Annotated in this window: 17 protein-coding genes and 1 tRNA gene; 9 read left to right on the top strand and 9 right to left on the bottom strand. The window is 48.4% G+C overall.

The features are described 5' to 3' along the window. Positions 1-3: 3 nt before the first annotated feature. Positions 4-1,428, bottom strand: coding sequence for a right-handed parallel beta-helix repeat-containing protein (locus NWE93_03295; protein ID MCW3999243.1), 1,425 nt, complete (start codon positions 1,426-1,428; stop codon positions 4-6). Positions 1,429-1,589: 161 nt separating this feature from the next. Here NWE93_03295 and NWE93_03290 point away from each other — a divergent pair, with 161 nt between their 5' ends. After that, positions 1,590-2,342, top strand: a complete 753-nt coding sequence (locus tag NWE93_03290; GenBank protein MCW3999242.1) for a PAC2 family protein — start codon at positions 1,590-1,592, stop codon at positions 2,340-2,342. On the opposite strand, the gene NWE93_03285 is transcribed toward NWE93_03290, so the two are convergent. Next, complete coding sequence (locus NWE93_03285; GenBank protein ID MCW3999241.1) at positions 2,339-2,761, bottom strand: Lsm family RNA-binding protein; 423 nt, start codon at positions 2,759-2,761, stop codon at positions 2,339-2,341. The two genes, NWE93_03290 and NWE93_03285, sit on opposite strands and share 4 nt — an antisense overlap. Before the next feature lie 266 nt (positions 2,762-3,027). On the opposite strand from NWE93_03285, the gene NWE93_03280 reads away from it, so the two are divergent. Together NWE93_03280 and NWE93_03275 are read left to right on the top strand one after the other, a co-directional pair. Further along, positions 3,028-3,960: a hypothetical protein gene (locus tag NWE93_03280; GenBank protein MCW3999240.1), complete on the top strand. Its 933-nt coding sequence runs from the start codon at positions 3,028-3,030 to the stop codon at positions 3,958-3,960. Between the two features lie 171 nt (positions 3,961-4,131). Beyond that, the gene (locus NWE93_03275) at positions 4,132-4,530 is read left to right on the top strand and encodes a PAS domain-containing protein (protein ID MCW3999239.1); all 399 of its coding nucleotides are present in this window, start codon (positions 4,132-4,134) and stop codon (positions 4,528-4,530) included. A gap of 39 nt (positions 4,531-4,569) precedes the next feature. Here the strand turns inward: NWE93_03275 and NWE93_03270 are convergent, their stop codons facing one another. Then, positions 4,570-6,078 (bottom strand): methyl-accepting chemotaxis protein, encoded by a 1,509-nt coding sequence (locus NWE93_03270; protein MCW3999238.1) that lies wholly within the window; start codon positions 6,076-6,078, stop codon positions 4,570-4,572. A 166-nt stretch (positions 6,079-6,244) separates the two neighbouring features. On the opposite strand from NWE93_03270, the gene NWE93_03265 reads away from it, so the two are divergent. The 3 genes from NWE93_03265 (at position 6,245) to NWE93_03255 (ending at position 8,707) form a co-directional block, all read left to right on the top strand. Further along, a tRNA-Ala gene (locus tag NWE93_03265) sits at positions 6,245-6,319 on the top strand. A 284-nt stretch (positions 6,320-6,603) separates the two neighbouring features. After that, on the top strand, positions 6,604-8,256 hold the full coding sequence (locus NWE93_03260) for an AAA family ATPase (protein ID MCW3999237.1): 1,653 nt from the start codon (positions 6,604-6,606) through the stop codon (positions 8,254-8,256). A 259-nt stretch (positions 8,257-8,515) separates the two neighbouring features. After that, on the top strand, positions 8,516-8,707 hold the full coding sequence (locus NWE93_03255) for a hypothetical protein (protein ID MCW3999236.1): 192 nt from the start codon (positions 8,516-8,518) through the stop codon (positions 8,705-8,707). Positions 8,708-8,819: 112 nt separating this feature from the next. Here the strand turns inward: NWE93_03255 and NWE93_03250 are convergent, their stop codons facing one another. Next, positions 8,820-9,098, bottom strand: a complete 279-nt coding sequence (locus tag NWE93_03250; GenBank protein ID MCW3999235.1) for a hypothetical protein — start codon at positions 9,096-9,098, stop codon at positions 8,820-8,822. Positions 9,099-9,454: 356 nt separating this feature from the next. On the opposite strand from NWE93_03250, the gene NWE93_03245 reads away from it, so the two are divergent. Beyond that, the gene (locus tag NWE93_03245) at positions 9,455-9,862 is read left to right on the top strand and encodes a hypothetical protein (protein ID MCW3999234.1); all 408 of its coding nucleotides are present in this window, start codon (positions 9,455-9,457) and stop codon (positions 9,860-9,862) included. Here NWE93_03245 and NWE93_03240 read toward each other — a convergent pair. After that, positions 9,859-10,374 (bottom strand): AsnC family transcriptional regulator, encoded by a 516-nt coding sequence (locus tag NWE93_03240; GenBank protein MCW3999233.1) that lies wholly within the window; start codon positions 10,372-10,374, stop codon positions 9,859-9,861. The two genes, NWE93_03245 and NWE93_03240, sit on opposite strands and share 4 nt — an antisense overlap. A gap of 159 nt (positions 10,375-10,533) precedes the next feature. On the opposite strand from NWE93_03240, the gene NWE93_03235 reads away from it, so the two are divergent. Further along, complete coding sequence (locus NWE93_03235; GenBank protein MCW3999232.1) at positions 10,534-12,477, top strand: PAS domain S-box protein; 1,944 nt, start codon at positions 10,534-10,536, stop codon at positions 12,475-12,477. On the opposite strand, the gene NWE93_03230 is transcribed toward NWE93_03235, so the two are convergent. Together NWE93_03230 and NWE93_03225 are read right to left on the bottom strand one after the other, a co-directional pair. After that, on the bottom strand, positions 12,474-13,448 hold the full coding sequence (locus NWE93_03230) for an NADH:flavin oxidoreductase (GenBank protein MCW3999231.1): 975 nt from the start codon (positions 13,446-13,448) through the stop codon (positions 12,474-12,476). The genes NWE93_03235 and NWE93_03230 overlap by 4 nt on opposite strands. Before the next feature lie 68 nt (positions 13,449-13,516). Further along, positions 13,517-13,723 (bottom strand): hypothetical protein, encoded by a 207-nt coding sequence (locus NWE93_03225; GenBank protein MCW3999230.1) that lies wholly within the window; start codon positions 13,721-13,723, stop codon positions 13,517-13,519. Positions 13,724-13,889: 166 nt separating this feature from the next. On the opposite strand from NWE93_03225, the gene NWE93_03220 reads away from it, so the two are divergent. After that, positions 13,890-14,639, top strand: a complete 750-nt coding sequence (locus NWE93_03220; GenBank protein MCW3999229.1) for a DUF72 domain-containing protein — start codon at positions 13,890-13,892, stop codon at positions 14,637-14,639. 110 nt (positions 14,640-14,749) lie between these two features. On the opposite strand, the gene NWE93_03215 is transcribed toward NWE93_03220, so the two are convergent. Both NWE93_03215 and NWE93_03210 read right to left on the bottom strand, forming a co-directional pair. Continuing rightward, on the bottom strand, positions 14,750-16,042 hold the full coding sequence (locus NWE93_03215) for an ammonium transporter (GenBank protein ID MCW3999228.1): 1,293 nt from the start codon (positions 16,040-16,042) through the stop codon (positions 14,750-14,752). Positions 16,043-16,412: 370 nt separating this feature from the next. Continuing rightward, positions 16,413-17,705, bottom strand: coding sequence for an ammonium transporter (locus NWE93_03210; protein ID MCW3999227.1), 1,293 nt, complete (start codon positions 17,703-17,705; stop codon positions 16,413-16,415). Positions 17,706-17,896: the final 191 nt, after the last annotated feature.

Raw genomic sequence — 17,896 nt, 5'->3', positions numbered from 1 at the left:
GGTTTAAACAGAGACCGGGGAGCCATCTGTCTGGGGAGGCGCCGTGGGTTTGCGGTGGAATCTGCGGTTAATCACCACGATGATAAGCACCGTAGTTAGGGTAGCAAGGACAATCACCACTACGTTAGCTATGTCTCCGAGGTCGTCGCCGCCCAAGAGGGGGTTCACTGGGATGCTGCTGGGCTGGATGATTCTGGGCGTAGTGGTCGGGGTTGGCTGCTCAGTGTGGTAGGGCAGCGCCGTGGGCTGAACCGTGGGCGTCGCGGAGGGAGCCGCTGAAGTGTAGGGGGCAGGGGTAGGCGGCTGCGTGGGCACCGGAATCGAGGCAGGAGCATCCGGCGCAGACACGTCCTTTGAAGTTAAGAAGGGCACAAAATTGGCGACGCCAAGATTGACGGGGTCTGCTTTGCGGTCCAGAATCGTCTGGTTGATGGCGTCTACATCGGTGGTTCCCCACCAGTTGTTTATGAGGGATAGGTTGTCGGTTTCGGTTAAGTGGACGTTTTGGATTGCGCCCGCCGAGGCATTGTAGTTGCCGTAGATGTTGTTGTTGGTGATGGTGGCATCTGCATGGGGGCCCCAGACGCCAACGATGTTATTTGTGATTGTGTTATGTTGGATGTTGCCCGACACGCTTAGGCCGCAGAGGTTAAAGACCAAGGCGTTGAATTGGATTGTTGATGTCGGGTTCTCGTTTCGGATGCCGTCGCCAAGGTTGTTTTGGATGCGGTTGTTAGTTATAGTTGCGGCTCCCACGGCATATATGCCCGTGTAGCAGTTTGTTATGTCATTGTTGTTTATGGTGGAGGTGGAGGTTCCCTCTATGAATATACCATAGTTGGCGTTTTGGCCTTTGATGTAGTTGTCGGAGATGCGGGGGTTACCGTTGAAGATGTGGATGCCGTTGGTGTTGGTGCCGAAGTTTATGACGTTACCCACGATCCGGGGGTTGCCGCCATTCACGGCTATGGGCAGAACTGTGCTTGCGACGAAGTAGCTGTTGCTTATTTTAGGCGAAGAAAAAGTGACAACCGCAGACACCGAGGATATGAGGGCATAATCGATTATGCATCCTGTACTTGAGGAGTCACTCCAGGGGGTGCTGGCTTGGGTGAACTCGATTTTTGAATCAGCTCCTGACCCCGTGAAGTAGATTCTGTTACTGCTTGTGCCCCGCGCGGTTAAGGCGCCGTTGACCTGCAGCATGTAGGGCCCTAAATTGACGGTTACGCCGGGCTCGATGGTTAAGGTTACGCCGGAGTCGACGAAAACGTTGTTGTTGAGGTTGTAGGGGCTGTTGGCTGCAGTCCAGGTTGTGTTGGCTTGGATGTGGCCGCTTATCGTGTATGCGGAGCCGATGTTTGGGAAGACAAACAATCCGGTTACCGCCAATGTGAGCAGTAGAACGATGCAGGCTTGCTTGCGCATGGTTAACACCAGCATACAGGGAGACCTATCTGGATTTAAGGTTATTCCAAAATTAGGGGAACCACCGCGCTGCTGAGAATGCTCTTCGGCAACGGTTTGGCATATGAGGCATCTCTTTATATCAGCATGCCGTCTACTATCCAGCACGAAGGTCACACGTCATGGTTTGCGCAGTCCACATACTCGAAAAGCCCCAACTTAACGACCCCATCCTCATCGAAGGCTTACCCGGCATAGGCTTTGTCGCCAACATCGCAGCGCTCCACCTCATCAAAGAACTCAAAGCCAAAAAGTTCGCTCAAATCTTCTCCAGCAGCTTCCAGGACTTCGCCATAACAACCGAGGACGGCGCAACACGTTCCCCGATAAACGAACTCTACTACGCCAAATGCTCAGGCAGCGGACGCGACCTCATCATCTGGTATGGCAACACCCAGGCCCTCACCACCGTGGGGCAATATGAACTCGTCGGCAAAATCCTAGACATAACCGCTGACTTGGGCTGCCGCTTCGTAATTTCCATCGGCGGCTTTAAGAAAGACGAGGTGCAGGGTGCACCCGGAATCTACAGCACCGCCACTGACCCCGAGACGATGCAGGCTGCGCTGGATTTAGGCACCAAAGTCATGGTGGGACATGTCTTTGGGATCGCGGGTTTATCGGTTGGTCTGGCGCGTATCAGGGACTTTAAGGGTTTCTCGCTTCTGGTGGATACCCCCGGTATGAACCCCGACGTCAACGCTGCACGCTACGCATTAATGACGCTGGGCAAATATCTAAGCTTAGAAGTGGATTTGTCGGGGCTTGAGGCAAGCGGCGAAGAAATCAAAAAGATGCTTGAGTCCTTTGGGATTATTCGAAGTATAACAGAAGAAAAGAAGAAAGAGGAGCAGCAGCTTCGCTGGTTTATTTAGGCTTTGACTTCGCTCATGAATTGATCGTAGACTTTCTGTACACGATCAGCGGCTGGCCCGGAACCCTCCGCGATGCCTTTCTCGGTTAATTTCACTTTATCCATAACCCAGATGAAGCCCTTATCCTCATAGAGTTTAACCATCGTGGGGAAAACCTTCTCTAGGCGTCCCGCGAGGGCTTTGAGGTCAAAGGGTTTTTCGGCGCTGGATATTTGGACGACACTGGAGCCGTTGAGGATAAGTCGGTTGAGGAGTTTGCCAGATTCATCTTTAACGTCTGCTAAGGATAAGCTGAGGTTATCGGGGTTGATGCCGACGAGGGTGCCGTTGAAGGTTTTTCCGTTAGTGGTGACGACAGCGACGACTTTATCTGCCAACGCTGCCACTTCAGTGAAGTATTTTCTTTGCGCTACAGACAACTTTTATTTCTCCGTTGTGGTAGTGAGATTGCACTTCAACTATTTATCTCCACCGACCTGAACCTGAAAGGCAATTCTGCAGTGGCCACGTCGACGGATTTTTTAGGCTTAGCCGTGTAGCAGCAGCGGCAATCAAGCCATAAATGCTTCCCCGCCTAACCGGGCGCCTCCCGCTTGCGTGGTTTTTTAGTGCAATTTAGGCTTTTTTTGCATAAATCTTAAGTGCTAAGACAGTTATGAAGTATGATATCAGGAGGAAGAGAGGGTTGAGTGGTTTAAAGAATACAGTGGATAGGTTGAAGGGGCTGGAAGCTGAAAAAATTAACCTTTTATCGCAGGTCGAGGACCTCAAACGGGTTATTGATGCTAAAGCCGATACACTTGAGGATGAAATTGCAGCGTTAAGAAAAGAGTTATCTTCACTTCAATCGTTGGTCGGAACACCAAAAAACCCCTCGCGCCCCTACTCTAAAGAAGCTAACCTTTTAGGCCTGAAGGGATTCGTGGATAAATTCGTAGGCGACTCCGAACGGATGGGCAGCCAGATATTCAGCGACGCCCCATTCAGCCAAAACTATGACGGCTGGCTCGCTGAGGTTCGGCATCTGGTTTCCAGCTTTGAGGAGAACTGCGCAGGCATGGTTGATGAAGAATTCCGCGGTGACTGCTCACGCGTCGTTGTTGAAGTTGAAGGTGCCTTAACTAAGAAGAAAGCTGAGCAGGCAAACGCAGGCGACCTCAACGCGGCCTTAGCTGAAAACAGCCGTCTTCTAGCAGACGCCGAAGCGTTATATGTAGAAAAAGAAAAAGAGTTAGCCGCCAAACGCGATGCAGAGACGCTAAAGCTGGTGATGATTATCCATGAATTAGAGGGTGAAGTTGAGAAGCTCGAAGACACCAACGGCAAACGGAAGCTTCTTAAAAAGAGGACCGACGATAAGCTTCCTCAGGCCAAACAGGACCTTAAAGATGCAAGAAACAGCCTGGAAACGGTTAAGCAAAATTATGCCTCTGAGCGAGATAAGCTGCAGGTAGAAGTGGATGCTAAAAAACAGGAGTTAACCTTGCAGGTGGACAGTTTACGCAAGGAGCTATCAAGCATAGAAGCCGATACTTCCATGGAGAGCAGGCAGCAGGCATGCAGGGCGCTGGTAAACGCCGTTAATGCGCTTGTTGACCGGGCTTCCTCGGTTGCATAAGAGAACCTGCCGTATACACGTACGCCCGATGAATTTTGGGCTGAAGCCTTTTTGGTTTTGCAGTAGTGCGTAGGCAACCACAAAAAGCTAAACAGTGGCGTAGAGGACTTTTATGTTAGCATCTAACAGTGCCACACAGCTGCTTGAACTTTGAAGTTGGCAGTGAGGAAAATGGTTGAAGAAACCCATCATATCGATTCGGAGCAACTGCTTATCAGCGGATTATATAGTCGGATGAGGCGAATCATAGATTCCTCCACCCAGCCAGTTTTCATCTACCTCAACGACGACCATAAAGTCTGTAACCAGCGATTCGCGGAGCTTTTAGGCTACAAGACCCCACAGGATTGGTCGGGTAATCCGGGTTTTCTGGAGGAATTCGTCGATGACGAAGCCAGCAGAAACGCCTTCATGTCTGGTTACTGGGGAGCCATAAATAACATGAGTGCCTCAACGGTGCAGGTTACTTGGAGAAGAAAAGATGAAAAGAAAGTGGAGTCAACGTTGGTGATTTTGCCCATGGAGTATGAAGGGCACATTTTACTGGCGGGTTTTGTAATAGGCAGTTAAGCGCTTAATCTTCGCTGCCCATAAGCTGGGATATGTTGCTTATGTTTGCTCCAGGTTTATGTTGTATTTTTTGCTGATTGCGCCGATGATATTGGTTCTTGACTGTATGAGTTTTAGCACTTGATCGTTGGTTTTCTCCGCCGCCATAACCACTGCCTGCGCGCTTTCACCCACTGTCCGCGTCGCCCCCAAAACGTTTTCCGCATGAGAGGCGATGTCTCGGGTGGACTTCTCCACGATTGCCGCATCGTTGCCTACGCTAATTGCCAAGTTAGTGACTTCCCCCGCGCTTTCAACGACTTGTTTTGTGGCTTCAGTGACTCTTTCAGCAACAGCCGAGACCTCTTTTGCGATGCTTGCCATCTGCTGGGCAGCCGCGGTTTGCTCCTCCACGGCAGATGATGATTCCTCCGTTGCTGAGCTGCTTTCCTCGGCGATGCTGGCGACTTCATCGATGACTTTAGTCACAGAAATAACCTCCAAAAGGCCCTTCTCCACACCGCTTGCAAGCGTACCTACTTTACCCGTCATGCTCTCCATAATGCTTGCTATGCCCTCGGATTCTTGGATGGCTCCTAAAACCACCTTGGCGCCTTCCGCAGCGCCGGTTTGAGATTGTTTGGAAATGCTGCTGGTTTGGTTGCCTGCTTCTTTGATGGTTTTAACCAGCTTTATGGCTGAGCCGGCGGCTTCTTTAGATTGGCCCGCTAAGCCCTTAACTGCGTCGGCAACGACTGCGAATCCGCGTCCTGCTTCGCCTGCGCGAGCCGCCTCGATGGCTGCGTTGAGTGCAAGCATGTTAGTTTGGCTTGCGATGTCGGAGACCGAATTCGTCATCAGTCCAACCTGATCCACAGAGTTAACCATGGAAGTGACGGCGTCGGAAACCCGGGTGATATCAGCCTTAATATTCTCGATAGCCAACAGACCCCGCTGACTCTTCTCGTTAGCTTCCTTGGACTTCTTGAGGGCTTCCACTGTTACGTTAGAGGTATCCCTGGCGATTATCCCTGCTTCATCCATGACTTTCTTGAGGGCCTCGGTGCTCCTCGCAGCATTCTGGGACAAATTCGCCAGCTTCTGGGCTCCGATGGAGACCTGCTGGGAGGCGGTGCTGACCTGCTGCATCCCCAGCGCCATCTGGTTGGAGACGCTTGCAGCTTGTTTTCCCATCTCAAAGACCTCAGCTGTGCCCTTTGTGGCGTTGTCGGCTTGCTCAAAAACCATGCCTGCCACCTGCTCGACGGCCCTTGCGCTCTGGCTAACCTTATCGATTGCATCGGTTGCTTCCATGGCAAGCTTGACTACTTCTTGGGCATACTTTTCCATCGTGGAGCTCAGCTCAGACATTTTTTTGCCGTTGCTGATGGTTTCCTCGTTGCTCTTGACTGTTTCCTGGTCGCCGCGGATGGCGTTCTGCAGGATTTTCAGCTGCGTTTTAACAAGCCCATCGTTCATTTCGCGGAGTTTCTTGTTTTCTTTCTCCAATTCAAGGTTTTGGTTTAATGCTTCATCTAGCTGTTTTTGTAAGGTTTCGTTAGCGCTCATATGATTCAACCTCTAAATTGATTACTTTGATGTGTTTTTTGTTATAAAGAATTTATGAACTTTCAATTCATTCCAAAACAGAACATGCAGGCAGCCTAAGAGGCAAAAACGGGCGCCGGAGCCACCGAAAGCTCTAAATGCCCACGCCGCCGTATGTGTGCAGCACGGGCCGGTAGATCAGTCTGGTATGATCGCCGCGTTCGCAACGCGGAAGCCGCGGGTTCAAATCCCGCTCGGTCCACTCTTGTCTCCATTCGCCCAATTTTGTAATGGCGCCAAAATCGTACAAGAGTACCTCACAAACCAAGAGCCAAACCTCCGACTCCCCCCTAAAGTTTCAGCCTTTGGGCACCCCCCACCGTCTCTAAGGAAAAGATGCAGATAGTGACGAGTTCCCCCTCTTCACCCCTAAATCCCCTTCCCCGCATTCGTAGGGAAAAAGGGGACTTTTTAAGATTAAATATTCAAAGAACTAAAATGAGAAAAATAATAAAAGTTATATTGAGTTAAGGCTAACAAACTATTATGAAAATAATCGAAAGGCTGGAAATTAGTGACTTCAGGAATATCAGCCACTCAACCTTTAGAGACCTAAATCATGTTAATGTAATTATTGGACCAAATAATAGCGGAAAATCAAATGTCTTACAAGCAATTGATAAACTAGTAAACATCGATGTAAGGAACCATCAATCCCTGAAATGTAAGACTTGTAGGGAAATTATAAGCTATCAGCTAGGGCAGCCGCCCAAACTGAATCAGTATCAATGGACAACAGCGAAAGAAGATTTCTACGAAAACAATGGGAAGCCTCGGCTTATGTTTGAGTTTAATGAAGAATATCTGAGGCAGAATAAAGAATTCAACGATACGATCATTAACCTTTTTTCAATTTTAAATCCATACATTGAAAGGTTACGCGCTTCAGGTCAACTGTCAAGCCCAGAAGATAGGTTTGAATTCTATAAGGAGCACATAAAGGAGAATTGTGTAAACAAACTCTACTTAAATGCAGAAGGAAATCAATTAGAACATGGAACGGTTATACAACCGGAACTTATCCAATTCTTGCGTAGCCGTCTACTTCTGTGCCCTGAGGAAAGACTTCAAAATTACAAGCAAAAGGCAATTTCAGATTACATTAAGCAGAAGGATATGGATGCAGACCAGTTAAAACAAGTTCAGGACTATATGCGAGATATAATTGATTCAGAACTCAAAACTTATACTTCCACATCATTAAACTACTTACGAGGACCACGTAGGTTCTCAACGCCCATTAAAGACCAAGGTTCTGGTGTTAGATCATTAATTTGCCTCATTTGTGATATCGTTTCAGCAAAGGAACAGATAATTCTTATAGACGAACCCGAGTTAGGACTAAATCAAGCGGCGAAAAGAAAATTCATTAGTTTTTTGCTGGAAAATACGCAGGATAAACAATTTTTCATATCGACCCATGACCCCACTTTTGTGAATCCAAAATTATGGGGTCGCGAGAAACTTAGCATATTTATTTACTCAATTATAGCACAAGAATTCGTCAAAGTTAGTTTAGATCAAAATTCCCAAGACCCTAATACATTTGGCGGTTATTTGCCCCATACTACTTGCATAAAAGATTATCATATCTACGTTGAAGGCACATATGACGTGTATATACATCAAGTATTTTTCAATAAATTTATTGATGAAATTTCAGATAAATTGACAAAGCAACAAGGATATGTTGAACAAACTCTTTCTCAAGTGTTGAATAGAGTAGAAATTTATCATCTAGGTGGCGATTTTTGGGAACACCTTTTACACACAATACCACAAACGCCCTATAATTCAGTGTTGATTTTTGATGGAGATAAAAAGACCAAAATTCAAAAGGCGATTGAAACGTATAACCAAAATAGGCTTGGAAACCTCCCTGTTTTTAAAGTTATAAATAAGATGGAGCTTTCACCTGAAACACATGGGGAGGTTATACCTGTCTACGCACTTTCTAAGGATAATATTGAGCAATACTTGAATCCAGTGCCCCCCAAAGATAAGAAAATTCAAGGTCCAGCTATCGCTAAGAAAATGAATGAAATCCCTGAAGAATTTATTTCGATCTATTGTGAAATTCTTCGAATACTGGTTCCTGAACTACATAAAAAACTAGCAAAATCAGCCTCTCAGCTTTGATGAAGTCTCTAACAGAAAACAGTTGAATAGGATAAATTGAAACGAGAAGGGAACAAATTACTGAAGCATTGAGACTGAAAGGCGCCAACAGCCCCTTGATTTAAAGCTTATTATTAGATACGTGCAATACGAATATAGGGATTAAAATGAATAAACAACCAACCTCTGAAAAATTAGATAGGCTATTTGAGGCGGGTTCAGACCCCGCTCGGTCCACCAATAGCCCCATTCGCTCTCATTTTGAAATGACGCAGAAATCATGAAAGATAAACTACAAACCAGCGACCTCATTTCTCCGCTGAATGTCCAGCAGTTCAGCCTTGCACTAATTCCGACAAGCTCGTATCTATCCGCTATTTCACAGCCACAGCAAGCACATTTCTTTACCAAGCGGTTGGTTTCCGTTGCCGGAGCTTGTGGAAATCGCCACAACCAATCTGCAGTTGCCTAAATCTTCTGAAGGCAAAAAGCAGTCGTCTGCATAAGCCGCTGGTTGTTGTTGAATAAAGGGGGGTCTGCCACAACAACAACTATAATAAAGTTGTTTGCAGAGTTTGGGGTAACTAATATGTGAGTTCTTCTGGTTGGATTTGAGGGGTGGCTTCTGAGAAGTATCTTGTTACCCGTTCGCCGCGTACTGTGGTGCAATAGACAGCGGTGTCTTGGATGTAGTCTTTTTTGATTAGGCCCTGTTTCTCTAAGAAGTAGACTGCTGCTGCCAGGGTGGCTGGGTCTATGCCTGTTTTGTTTTGGATGCAGCGCAGGTCAGAGGAGCCAAGTTCCTCTAGTGATTTGAGGATTTCTATGCAGATTTCCAGACGGGATAGGTTTTGAGCGCTCATCTAGGCCACCGTGCTGACTTTTAGTTCCCTGCGAGATGTAATAACGATGTGTGCGACGCTTTGGCTACACATGAATAGGCAACCGGCTTTTGGCGATTGGACTCAAAATTGCCGCTGATCTCGCCGACGAATAGGGGTTTTATCATTCTAAACACGTCTAAGTGAACATTGGGCGCTTTGAGGTTGTAGCCCATGTTTCTGGGAACTGCACATAGATCACCATCCAAAAGTAAGAATCCCCAGTTTTTAGCCCTAATCTGATACAACAGTGCAAATTCGCATAGAAGATGATGTTTGCCTGCATCAGACAGTAATGATAACCCGAGAAAATGGGCTTACTTGATTGTTGGCTTAACATGAGTGTATTAAATCGCATACCCGCCAGCGAGGTTTTCGCTGCTGCCCACGCCATATGGCCCCAAACTGCCCTTGCAGACCAAATTGCAGAACAAGCTATCCAACTTATAAACCAAACCTACAAGCGCCGGTTTGCATTCTACAACGGAAAAAGCTCGCGACATGTCGTCGGCGGCTTATTCTACCTGCTCAGCTTCCGCTATGACGTGGTTAAGCGGCAGATAGAGCTCGCGGACCTTTTAGGCACCTCCGATGTTACCATACGAAAGTCCTATAGGGCGTGGCTGGAGACGTTTCCGGACTTATTTGTGGATGTCATCGGAAAAATGGCAGCGGACAAGGACCTCAAGTACTATGTCCTCATAGACCTCAAAGCCACCCTGCAGCACTCAAACGCTAAGCACTAAACATCCTTCAGTTCCTGCTGGGGCCGAAGCATCTGCGCCAGACCCGTTTCCATCTCCATCTGCTCTGGGAAGGGGGAATAACTCATTTTTTCCCAAGCAAATCCGACAGATATGCAAACTTGTTCAGCATTCAGTTCCTCCAGGGTTCCTTTGATGTTTTGGATGGTTTCGCCTTCGTTGCCTTTATCACAGAAAGCCACAAGCGTCAAGTTGTGGGTGCCGTAGGTTTTCCATAGCCACTTTACGTTTCTGTTTGCTGCTAGGCGGTTTTTGGCTTGCTCAAGGTTGAATTGGGGAATTGTGATTCCAATCATTATAGCGGTTAGGTTGATTTTTGATAGGTCAACTGTGCAGCGAAGGATGTTTTTTATTATGCCGTTTTTTTCAAGGGCAGCTATTCTTCTGTAGATGGTGTTTCGTGTAACGTTGCATTGGCGTGCTAGTTCTTCGTAGGAGCTTGTTCCGATGCTTAAATGTTGGATAATTTGTTTATCTAAATCATCGAGAAACATTGCTGCCTCAGAATCAGAATATGATCTGCATTGCTTATAAGATTTTGGTGGTAGCGGTTCTACCAGCAGTTAAATAATGGATGATAACTTTGCACAACCTACAAAATTTTTCTAACCCCACCTAAAGGCTTATCAGCAAAAAAACAGGGTTAATCAGCAATGTACGGCGAAGAAAGAAACATCCAAACACTCATAGACTACGGATTAAGTAACGCACAGGCAAAAATCTACCTTGCCCTCCTACACCTAGGCACCGGCTCCATTAAAGAAATCTCAGGCGCCTCAGAGGTAGCGCGCCCAGACACCTACCGCGCAATAGCGGCACTACTCGAAATTGGACTGGCAGAAAAAATAATAACCACCCCAACGAAATACCGCCCCGTACACATAACAAACGCCATAGAAACCCTGCAAACCCGCCGCAGAAAACAAGAACTTAACTTGTCAGAGCGGTCAGTTGAGCTTGTAAAATTGTTCGATAAAAAGGTCACAAATGAAAATGGTGGACCCGGACAGTTTATTGTGATCAGAGGAAAAGAAGCCATCAATAACAAAATTCGGGGCTTACTTGAGAATACCCAAGACAGCGCATTCATAGTGGTTTCTTGGCATAGGCTGCAACAGTGGATAACTGCTTATTCGGATATTTCAGAAGCCCTAAACAGAGGCGTCCACATCAGAATAATAACCAATCACCCTAACAATCAAAATGCAACCAAACAGTATACCGCCATCAAAAACCACCCAAACTTTGACATCCGACACATCGACGATGCCCCCAACGTTTGGCTTAGAATATACGATGGAAAAGAAATAGTGATAACTAACCCTGAAATTTACCGTATGACTAATCCCTTCGCGGTCCTCTCCAGCAACCCCAGCGTAACAGAGCTAGGGCAAAACTATTTCAATTCAAAATGGTTAACTACAGTCGACACACAAAATCAGCCCCCTCAAAGCAGCCGCCAAATCGAAGGTCTTCTTCCAAATACAACCGTCGGATTCTCATATAACCGATTGGTATTCGGAGAAGATGGCCAACCTGAAGATTTCATAATCCTTGACGCGAACCTTGCCTTCCTAAAAATTACAGGGCTATCCCAAACCATTATGGGTAAAAAAGCCACTAAGAGTCTTCCAGCGTCCGTCCAGAAATTTCTGCCTGAAATAATAAAAAAAACCGGTGAAGCCGTCTTTTCAGGAAAGCCCTTCAAAGCTGAACAATTTTTTCTAGCAACCGGTCGAACTGTATCTATACTTGTTTACAGCCTAGAACATGGGCATTTTGCAATTATTCTGGAGGATGTAACGGAGCTAAAAACGGCGCAAAAAGCCCTAAAGGAAACACAAGGAAAATATGAGTACCTCACCACGCAATCGCCGATAGGCTTCTTTGAAATAGATTGCAAAACAATGCATTTTCTAAGTGTCAATGATTTCATGTGTAAAGCCTCTGGTTACTCTAAAGAAGAATTTCTATCCATGAACCCATTTGACCTGCTAGACGACGATAGCAAGATGCGGTTTCAGGAAATAATTAGGAAAAGCTGGCTTGGTGAACGTGTACCCGAAGAAGTGGAATTTGGAATCTTAACCAAAGAGGGAAGTAAACGATGGGTAACTGTTAATGCAAGGCTAACTTTTACCAACCAAGAACTCGACCGCGCCTACGTTATCCTCATAGACATCACTGAAAGAAAACGTGCGCAGTTAGCTCTGCAGAAAATCGCAGAAAACCATCATGCATTGCTCGCCTACATTTCAGAAGGCTTCATTTACGGCCGGATAATCGTTGACGATAAGGGAATGCCTGCAGATTTTGTTTTTCTTGAGGTCAACGATGCGTTCCAGAAAAGCACTCAATTAACCAAGGAAGCCATACTGGGCAAAAAGGCAAGCGATGTTTTTCCAGATTTCGGCAAAATCCACCCGGAGCTTTTAGAGACTCTTGGTAGGGTCGGGTTAACTGGAAAATCAGAGGATTTGCAGTTCACATTCAAGCCTCTGAACATGCACCTGTCGGTTTGCGCTTACTCCCCCGAAAAAGGCACCTTTGCGCTGATAATACGTGACCTGGCCTGTGAAAAATCAGCCGCCAACTAGCGGATTGCGAGGGCTTCAGCCGCGTTTTGCGCCCAGAGGGGATTATGCCAAAGCGCCCGCCCAACCGCCACTAAATCCACCTTACCTGCCTGCACCAAATCATCCGCATAGACAGGGTCGGATATGCCGCCGACGCCAACTACAGGCACCCCTACCGCGGCTTTAACTGCAGCTGCTTGCCCAACAAAGTAGCCCGTCACATCCTTAAGCTGCTTAGGCATCGCCCCACACATACCCCCCGAAACATCAAGAATATCCACGCCCGCCGCCTCAAGGCACTTAGCAAACTCCACCGCCTCCTCAATATGCGTCCCCATCGGCGCCAAATCATCTGCTCCTAAACGATACAGCAGCAGCCCCCCGCCCATGCGCCTACGCACCTTCTCAACGACCATCAGAGGAAACCGCATCCGATTCTCCAGCGACCCCCCGAACTCGTCGATGCGCTTATTCAGCAGCGGCGTAAAGAACTGGTTGAGCAAATAGGCATGGGCGCCATGAAGCTCTACTCCGTCAAAACCAGCTTTAACAGCGCGGTCCGCGGCAAGCCCATAGTCCTCTGCTAACTCCTGCAACTCGGTTTTTTCGAGCATACGGCTTTTTTCCCGCTCGGAGGGCCCAACGGGTTTTTCTCCGATGACTTTTTTGGTTGCAACCGCTCCAGCATGGCTTATCTGCACTACCGCGGGGGCGCCCACTGAGTGAAGGCCCTTTACAAGCTTTTCGTAGCCGCCGATGAGTGCGTCACTGTAGATGCCTAGCTGCCGGGGCCCAATCTTACCCAGCGCTGAAACATAGGCGTGCTCCACAATCGGCAAGCCCACGTACGCGGAGCGGCGAACGTAGAAGTTGACGAGTCTATTGGTGACTTCGCCTAAAAAGCTGGCTCTGCCCGACTGCATCGGAGGATACACTATACGGTTACGCAACGTGATGCCTCTAACCGTTAGCGGCGTTAAGAGTCCAGGCAAATGTACACCGAAGCAGATATGGCATCTTTGGAGAATATAAGAACTTGGTCTGTACAGCCCAAAAATGTTTATGGGTTTTTTCTTATGGCGTGATTAACCAGCGTTTCTTCCTCTACTGCCTTCTGCATTAGGCAGCGGATGGCTTCGTTTAAGTTACCATTAAAGTAGGGCTTCACAACGTTCTTGGCAAACTCCCGCAGCATCTCCGCTGGGAAATTATGCAGAGTTAACGATAGGAGCATTTCCTGTTCTACGGTGGTTTGTGTCTGAGTCATTCTGTTTCACATGCAGCGTTTATGCTGGAACTGCTTTTAAGGGGGCTGCCCAAGCGTCACGCCGCAGGCGGGGAGGGGTCGGTGAAAGTGAAGTTGCTGTAGCTGCGTTTGGCGACCACAAACTCCTATTAGCTCGGCGCAGTCTCCTGCCGTGGAGCGGCATTGCGTGGCTACTGGTTTTTTTCTGGGCTGCTCAGGCTTCTACTATAACCACTGGCGCGGCAGGTTCTACCCCACCGAATTAGCTAAAGCTAAATGGCTAGAATTCTACGCGGACCAATTTAACACGCTGGAAATCAACAACACCTTCTACCGCTACCCAACCGAGAAGCTGCTGCTATCCTGGAAACAGAGAACCCCCGCTGATTTCCGCTTCACCCTAAAAGCAAACCGCGCCATCACCCACACCCGCAGATTCCGCGGCACCCCCCAGCTTACAGAAACCTTCTACAGACTCGCCCATCTCCTCGATGAGAAGCTGCTATGCGTGCTCTTCCAGTTGCCGCCCTCTATCCAAAAAGACATGGCGCTTCTTGAAACAATCGCGGACCAGATGGATACTTCGGTGCTTAACGCGTTGGAGTTTCGTCATCGGAGCTGGTGGAGCCGGGAAGTCTACGATTTTCTGGATAGGCACCAACTTCTCTTCTGCAGTGTCTCCGTCACGGATCTGCCTGATGAAATAGTGCAGACCAACGGAGGGCTCTATGTTCGTTTTCACGGTGTAGACGGCTGGTATGGAGGCAACTACCCGGACGCTGAGTTGCAGAAGTGGGCAAATAGAATTCGCCTGCTAAACCCGCAGAAGGTATTGTGCTACTTCAACAACGACATCAACGCCTACGCTCCAGCAAATTGCCAAACCCTAAAACGCTATGTCTCTGCTGCTCAACCACTACCTCCCCCCTCTATATAAAGCAGCAATAAGCCGCCACACAACCCAAAAAGCACCTCTCAGTCTTTTAGGGATAGTCTCTTCGCCGATTCTACAATTTGTTGCGTAGGTCAAAGAAACAGTTGGGTCTGCTAGTTTAGGTGGTAGGCTTCTTCGCCGTGTTGGCTTAGGTCTAGGCCTTCGTCTTCCTCTTTGGCGCTAACGCGTAGAGGCGAGAACAAATCAACTAGTTTCAGCAGCAAATAAGAGCCGAAGAACGCGAATGCCGCAACCACCACCACCGCAAGTGCCTGAATGCCCAATTGAGCGGGGTTACCGTAGAATAATCCCTGGACCGCAGGGTTCACTGCGGCGGTTGCAAACAGACCCACTGCTACGGCGCCGATTATGCCGCCGATGCCATGGCATGCAAACACGTCAAGTGTGTCGTCGATGCGGCTGCGTCCGGCCCGCCAGTTTGCCACTAAATTAGAGATTATGCCCGCTGCCAAGCCTATGATGACTGCCGCGGTGAAGTTAATGTAGCCGGCTGCAGCTGTGACCGCCGCCATACCGGAGACAGCACCCACAGAGATGCCGATCGCGGAAGGCTTACCCTTGATTACCCAATCCAGAATCATCCAGCTGACCGCCGCCGCAGCCGCAGCCAAGTTAGTTGCGATAACAGCGGAAACCGCGATGTTATCAGCTGCCAATGCGCTGCCGCCGTTAAAGCCAAACCAGCCAAACCACAGTAGCCCAGCGCCCAGTATAACGTAGGGGATGTTGGTGGGTTTAAATTCTGTTCCCAAGGCGGGCGCTGAGGGGGTGGGGGCTTGACGGTTAAGTGCTTTAAGCTGGTCTTTCCAGTAAACGCAACCGGTTCGTCTACCAACTATAAGCGCTGCCGCCAAAGCAGATAGCCCAGCCGCGACATGCACGACTATGCCGCCTGCAAAGTCCATTGCACCCAAAACGTGCAGCCAGCCGTCTGCGTTCCAGACCCAGTGGGCTATGGGTGAGTAAATGAAGGTTGACCAGAGAACAACAAAGACTAACAGTGACTTGAAGCGTATGCGTTCCGCGCAAGCGCCGATGATGAGTGCTGGGGTAATCGCGGCGAACTTGAGTTGGAAAGCAAAGAAGAGCACTTCGGGGATCTGCGGGGCGTAGAGGGAGTTTATGTGGCTTATGGTTAAGCCGTTTAATCCTACCAGAGACAGGTTGCCGATGACGCCGCCGACGCTGGATCCAAAAACGAGGCTGTATCCCCAGAAAAACCAAACGAGGCTTACGACTGCAAAGATTATGATGCATTGCACTAGGGTGGAGACGAGGTTTTTTCTGCGCACTAACCCGCCGTAGAAGAAGGCCAAGGCGGGGGTCATGAGCATAACTAATGCCGTGGACATCAATAGCCAAGCGATGTCTGCTGCGTTCTCCATCTGTTTCCCCGTTTACTGCTTGTTATTGCTGTGGTTTGTTCAAACTAATATATAAACTATACATTCGCAAGGCATATGTTCACAATTTTTGATAAACGTCCAAGTATAGACTAATTAGCAATACAAACATACTATAAATCAAGGCTTGAAGCCATTCGACAGCATGAATGTCCAAAAAATTCACCAAAAGCAGCCAAATAAACAGTAGCAAAAACAGAGAAATGCCTACAAAACCAATTGACTGAGGTTAAACTTCATTGGGATAACACGGACAAAGAACCTACTACAAAAAATTACCCAAATACACTTCATCAAGAAATGCCAAAAAGAATCGCAAAATAAAAAAGGAAAAATAGAAGGGCTAAACGCCCTAATCAAGCTGGTAGGCTTCTTCGCCGTGTTCACTAAGGTCCAAGCCTGCATCCTCAGCCTTCTCACTCACACGCAGCGGCGAGAACACGTTCACGACCCTAAGCAGGGCATATGAGCCGAAGAACGCAAACGGCACAACCACCGCGAGAGCCTCAAGCTGCGCAACCAACTGGCCTACGTTGCCGAAGATCAAGCCGTTGACGCCGCCGATCGCTGCGGACGCAAAGATGCCTGTTGCGATGGAGCCCCAAAGGCCGCCAACGCCATGGCACGCGAACACGTCGAGGGTGTCGTCGATTCTTGATCTGCCTGCCCGCCAGTTAGCCACCAGGTTAGAGATGACACCAGCGGATAAGCCGATAATCATCGCTGCTGGGACACTGACGAATCCAGCTGCCGGAGTGATGGCGACTAAGCCAACCACTGCGCCGATGGCGATGCCGACTGCAGAGGGCTTACCTTTAACGACCCAGTCAGTTAACATCCAGCTTACAGCGGCTCCTGCAGCTGCAAGGTTGGTGGTGACCAGAGCTGAGACAGCTAGATCGTTTGCGGCAAGCGAGCTGCCAGCGTTGAAGCCAAACCAGCCAAACCACAGCAGAGCGGCTCCGAGCAGCACGTAGGGGATGTTGGTGGGTTTGAAGGTTGGGGGTGGCGCATCCAGCTTTGCCATGGCGCTTTTCCATGGAATCGAGCCTCCGCCTCCGTTGGTTGGGCAGCCTTCGCCTTTTCGTCGACCCACGACCAATGCGGCAGCGAGAGCAGAGATGCCTGCGGCGACGTGTACCACGATGCCGCCGGCGAAGTCTATGGCTCCGATGCCTTTTAGCCAGCCGTCGGGGTTCCAGACCCAATGTGCGATGGGGACATAGATGAGAGTTGACCAAAGGACCATGAATACTAGTAGTGACTTGAAGCGTATGCGTTCCGCGCAGGCACCGATGATGAGTGCGGGAGTGATGGCGGCGAACTTGAGTTGGAAAGCAAAGAAGAGCAATTCAGGTATTTCAGGTGCCAGTACCGGGTTCACGTAGCTTATGGTCAGGCCTCCCATGCCCAGCAGGCTGGGGTTGAAGCCGATGAAGCCGCCGATGGATTCTCCGAAGACTAGGCTGTAGCCCCAGAGTGCCCAGACTAGACTTATGACTGCGAATATGACGAAGCACTGTATGATTGTCGATACCAGGTTCTTTTTGCGGACTAGGCCTCCGTAGAAGAATCCTAATGCGGGGGTCATTAACATGACTAAGGCTGTTGCAGTTATTATCCAAGCTATATCTCCTGATGCCATTTTTCATTTTCCTCTTGACACTTGTTTACTTTTTCTGGTAATATCTGTGCATGTATTACATACAACTATTTAAAACTATCCGTTTGATTGTATTATAATCAATTTACTAAATAGATATCCAGAAAAACGATTGAAAACAAAGCATTCATTCAAAGGAAGCAAAGCAAACAAACACAAACTAAAAAAACATC

The organism is Candidatus Bathyarchaeota archaeon, assembly GCA_026014735.1.
GTDB lineage: Archaea > Thermoproteota > Bathyarchaeia > Bathyarchaeales > Bathycorpusculaceae > Bathycorpusculum.
The sequence above is the reverse complement of the archived record's forward strand: the minus strand, read 5'-3'. Positions and strand labels throughout refer to the sequence as shown.

Coding starts and splice junctions, on each gene's coding strand:
- NWE93_03295 (MCW3999243.1), bottom strand. CDS start 1,428: ATGCGCAAGCAAGCCTGCATCGTTCTACTGCTCACATTGGCGGTAACC.
- NWE93_03290 (MCW3999242.1), top strand. CDS start 1,590: ATGGTTTGCGCAGTCCACATACTCGAAAAGCCCCAACTTAACGACCCC.
- NWE93_03275 (MCW3999239.1), top strand. CDS start 4,132: ATGGTTGAAGAAACCCATCATATCGATTCGGAGCAACTGCTTATCAGC.
- NWE93_03270 (MCW3999238.1), bottom strand. CDS start 6,078: ATGAGCGCTAACGAAACCTTACAAAAACAGCTAGATGAAGCATTAAAC.
- NWE93_03260 (MCW3999237.1), top strand. CDS start 6,604: ATGAAAATAATCGAAAGGCTGGAAATTAGTGACTTCAGGAATATCAGC.
- NWE93_03255 (MCW3999236.1), top strand. CDS start 8,516: ATGAAAGATAAACTACAAACCAGCGACCTCATTTCTCCGCTGAATGTC.
- NWE93_03250 (MCW3999235.1), bottom strand. CDS start 9,098: ATGAGCGCTCAAAACCTATCCCGTCTGGAAATCTGCATAGAAATCCTC.
- NWE93_03245 (MCW3999234.1), top strand. CDS start 9,455: ATGAGTGTATTAAATCGCATACCCGCCAGCGAGGTTTTCGCTGCTGCC.
- NWE93_03240 (MCW3999233.1), bottom strand. CDS start 10,374: ATGTTTCTCGATGATTTAGATAAACAAATTATCCAACATTTAAGCATC.
- NWE93_03235 (MCW3999232.1), top strand. CDS start 10,534: ATGTACGGCGAAGAAAGAAACATCCAAACACTCATAGACTACGGATTA.
- NWE93_03225 (MCW3999230.1), bottom strand. CDS start 13,723: ATGACTCAGACACAAACCACCGTAGAACAGGAAATGCTCCTATCGTTA.
- NWE93_03215 (MCW3999228.1), bottom strand. CDS start 16,042: ATGGAGAACGCAGCAGACATCGCTTGGCTATTGATGTCCACGGCATTA.
- NWE93_03210 (MCW3999227.1), bottom strand. CDS start 17,705: ATGGCATCAGGAGATATAGCTTGGATAATAACTGCAACAGCCTTAGTC.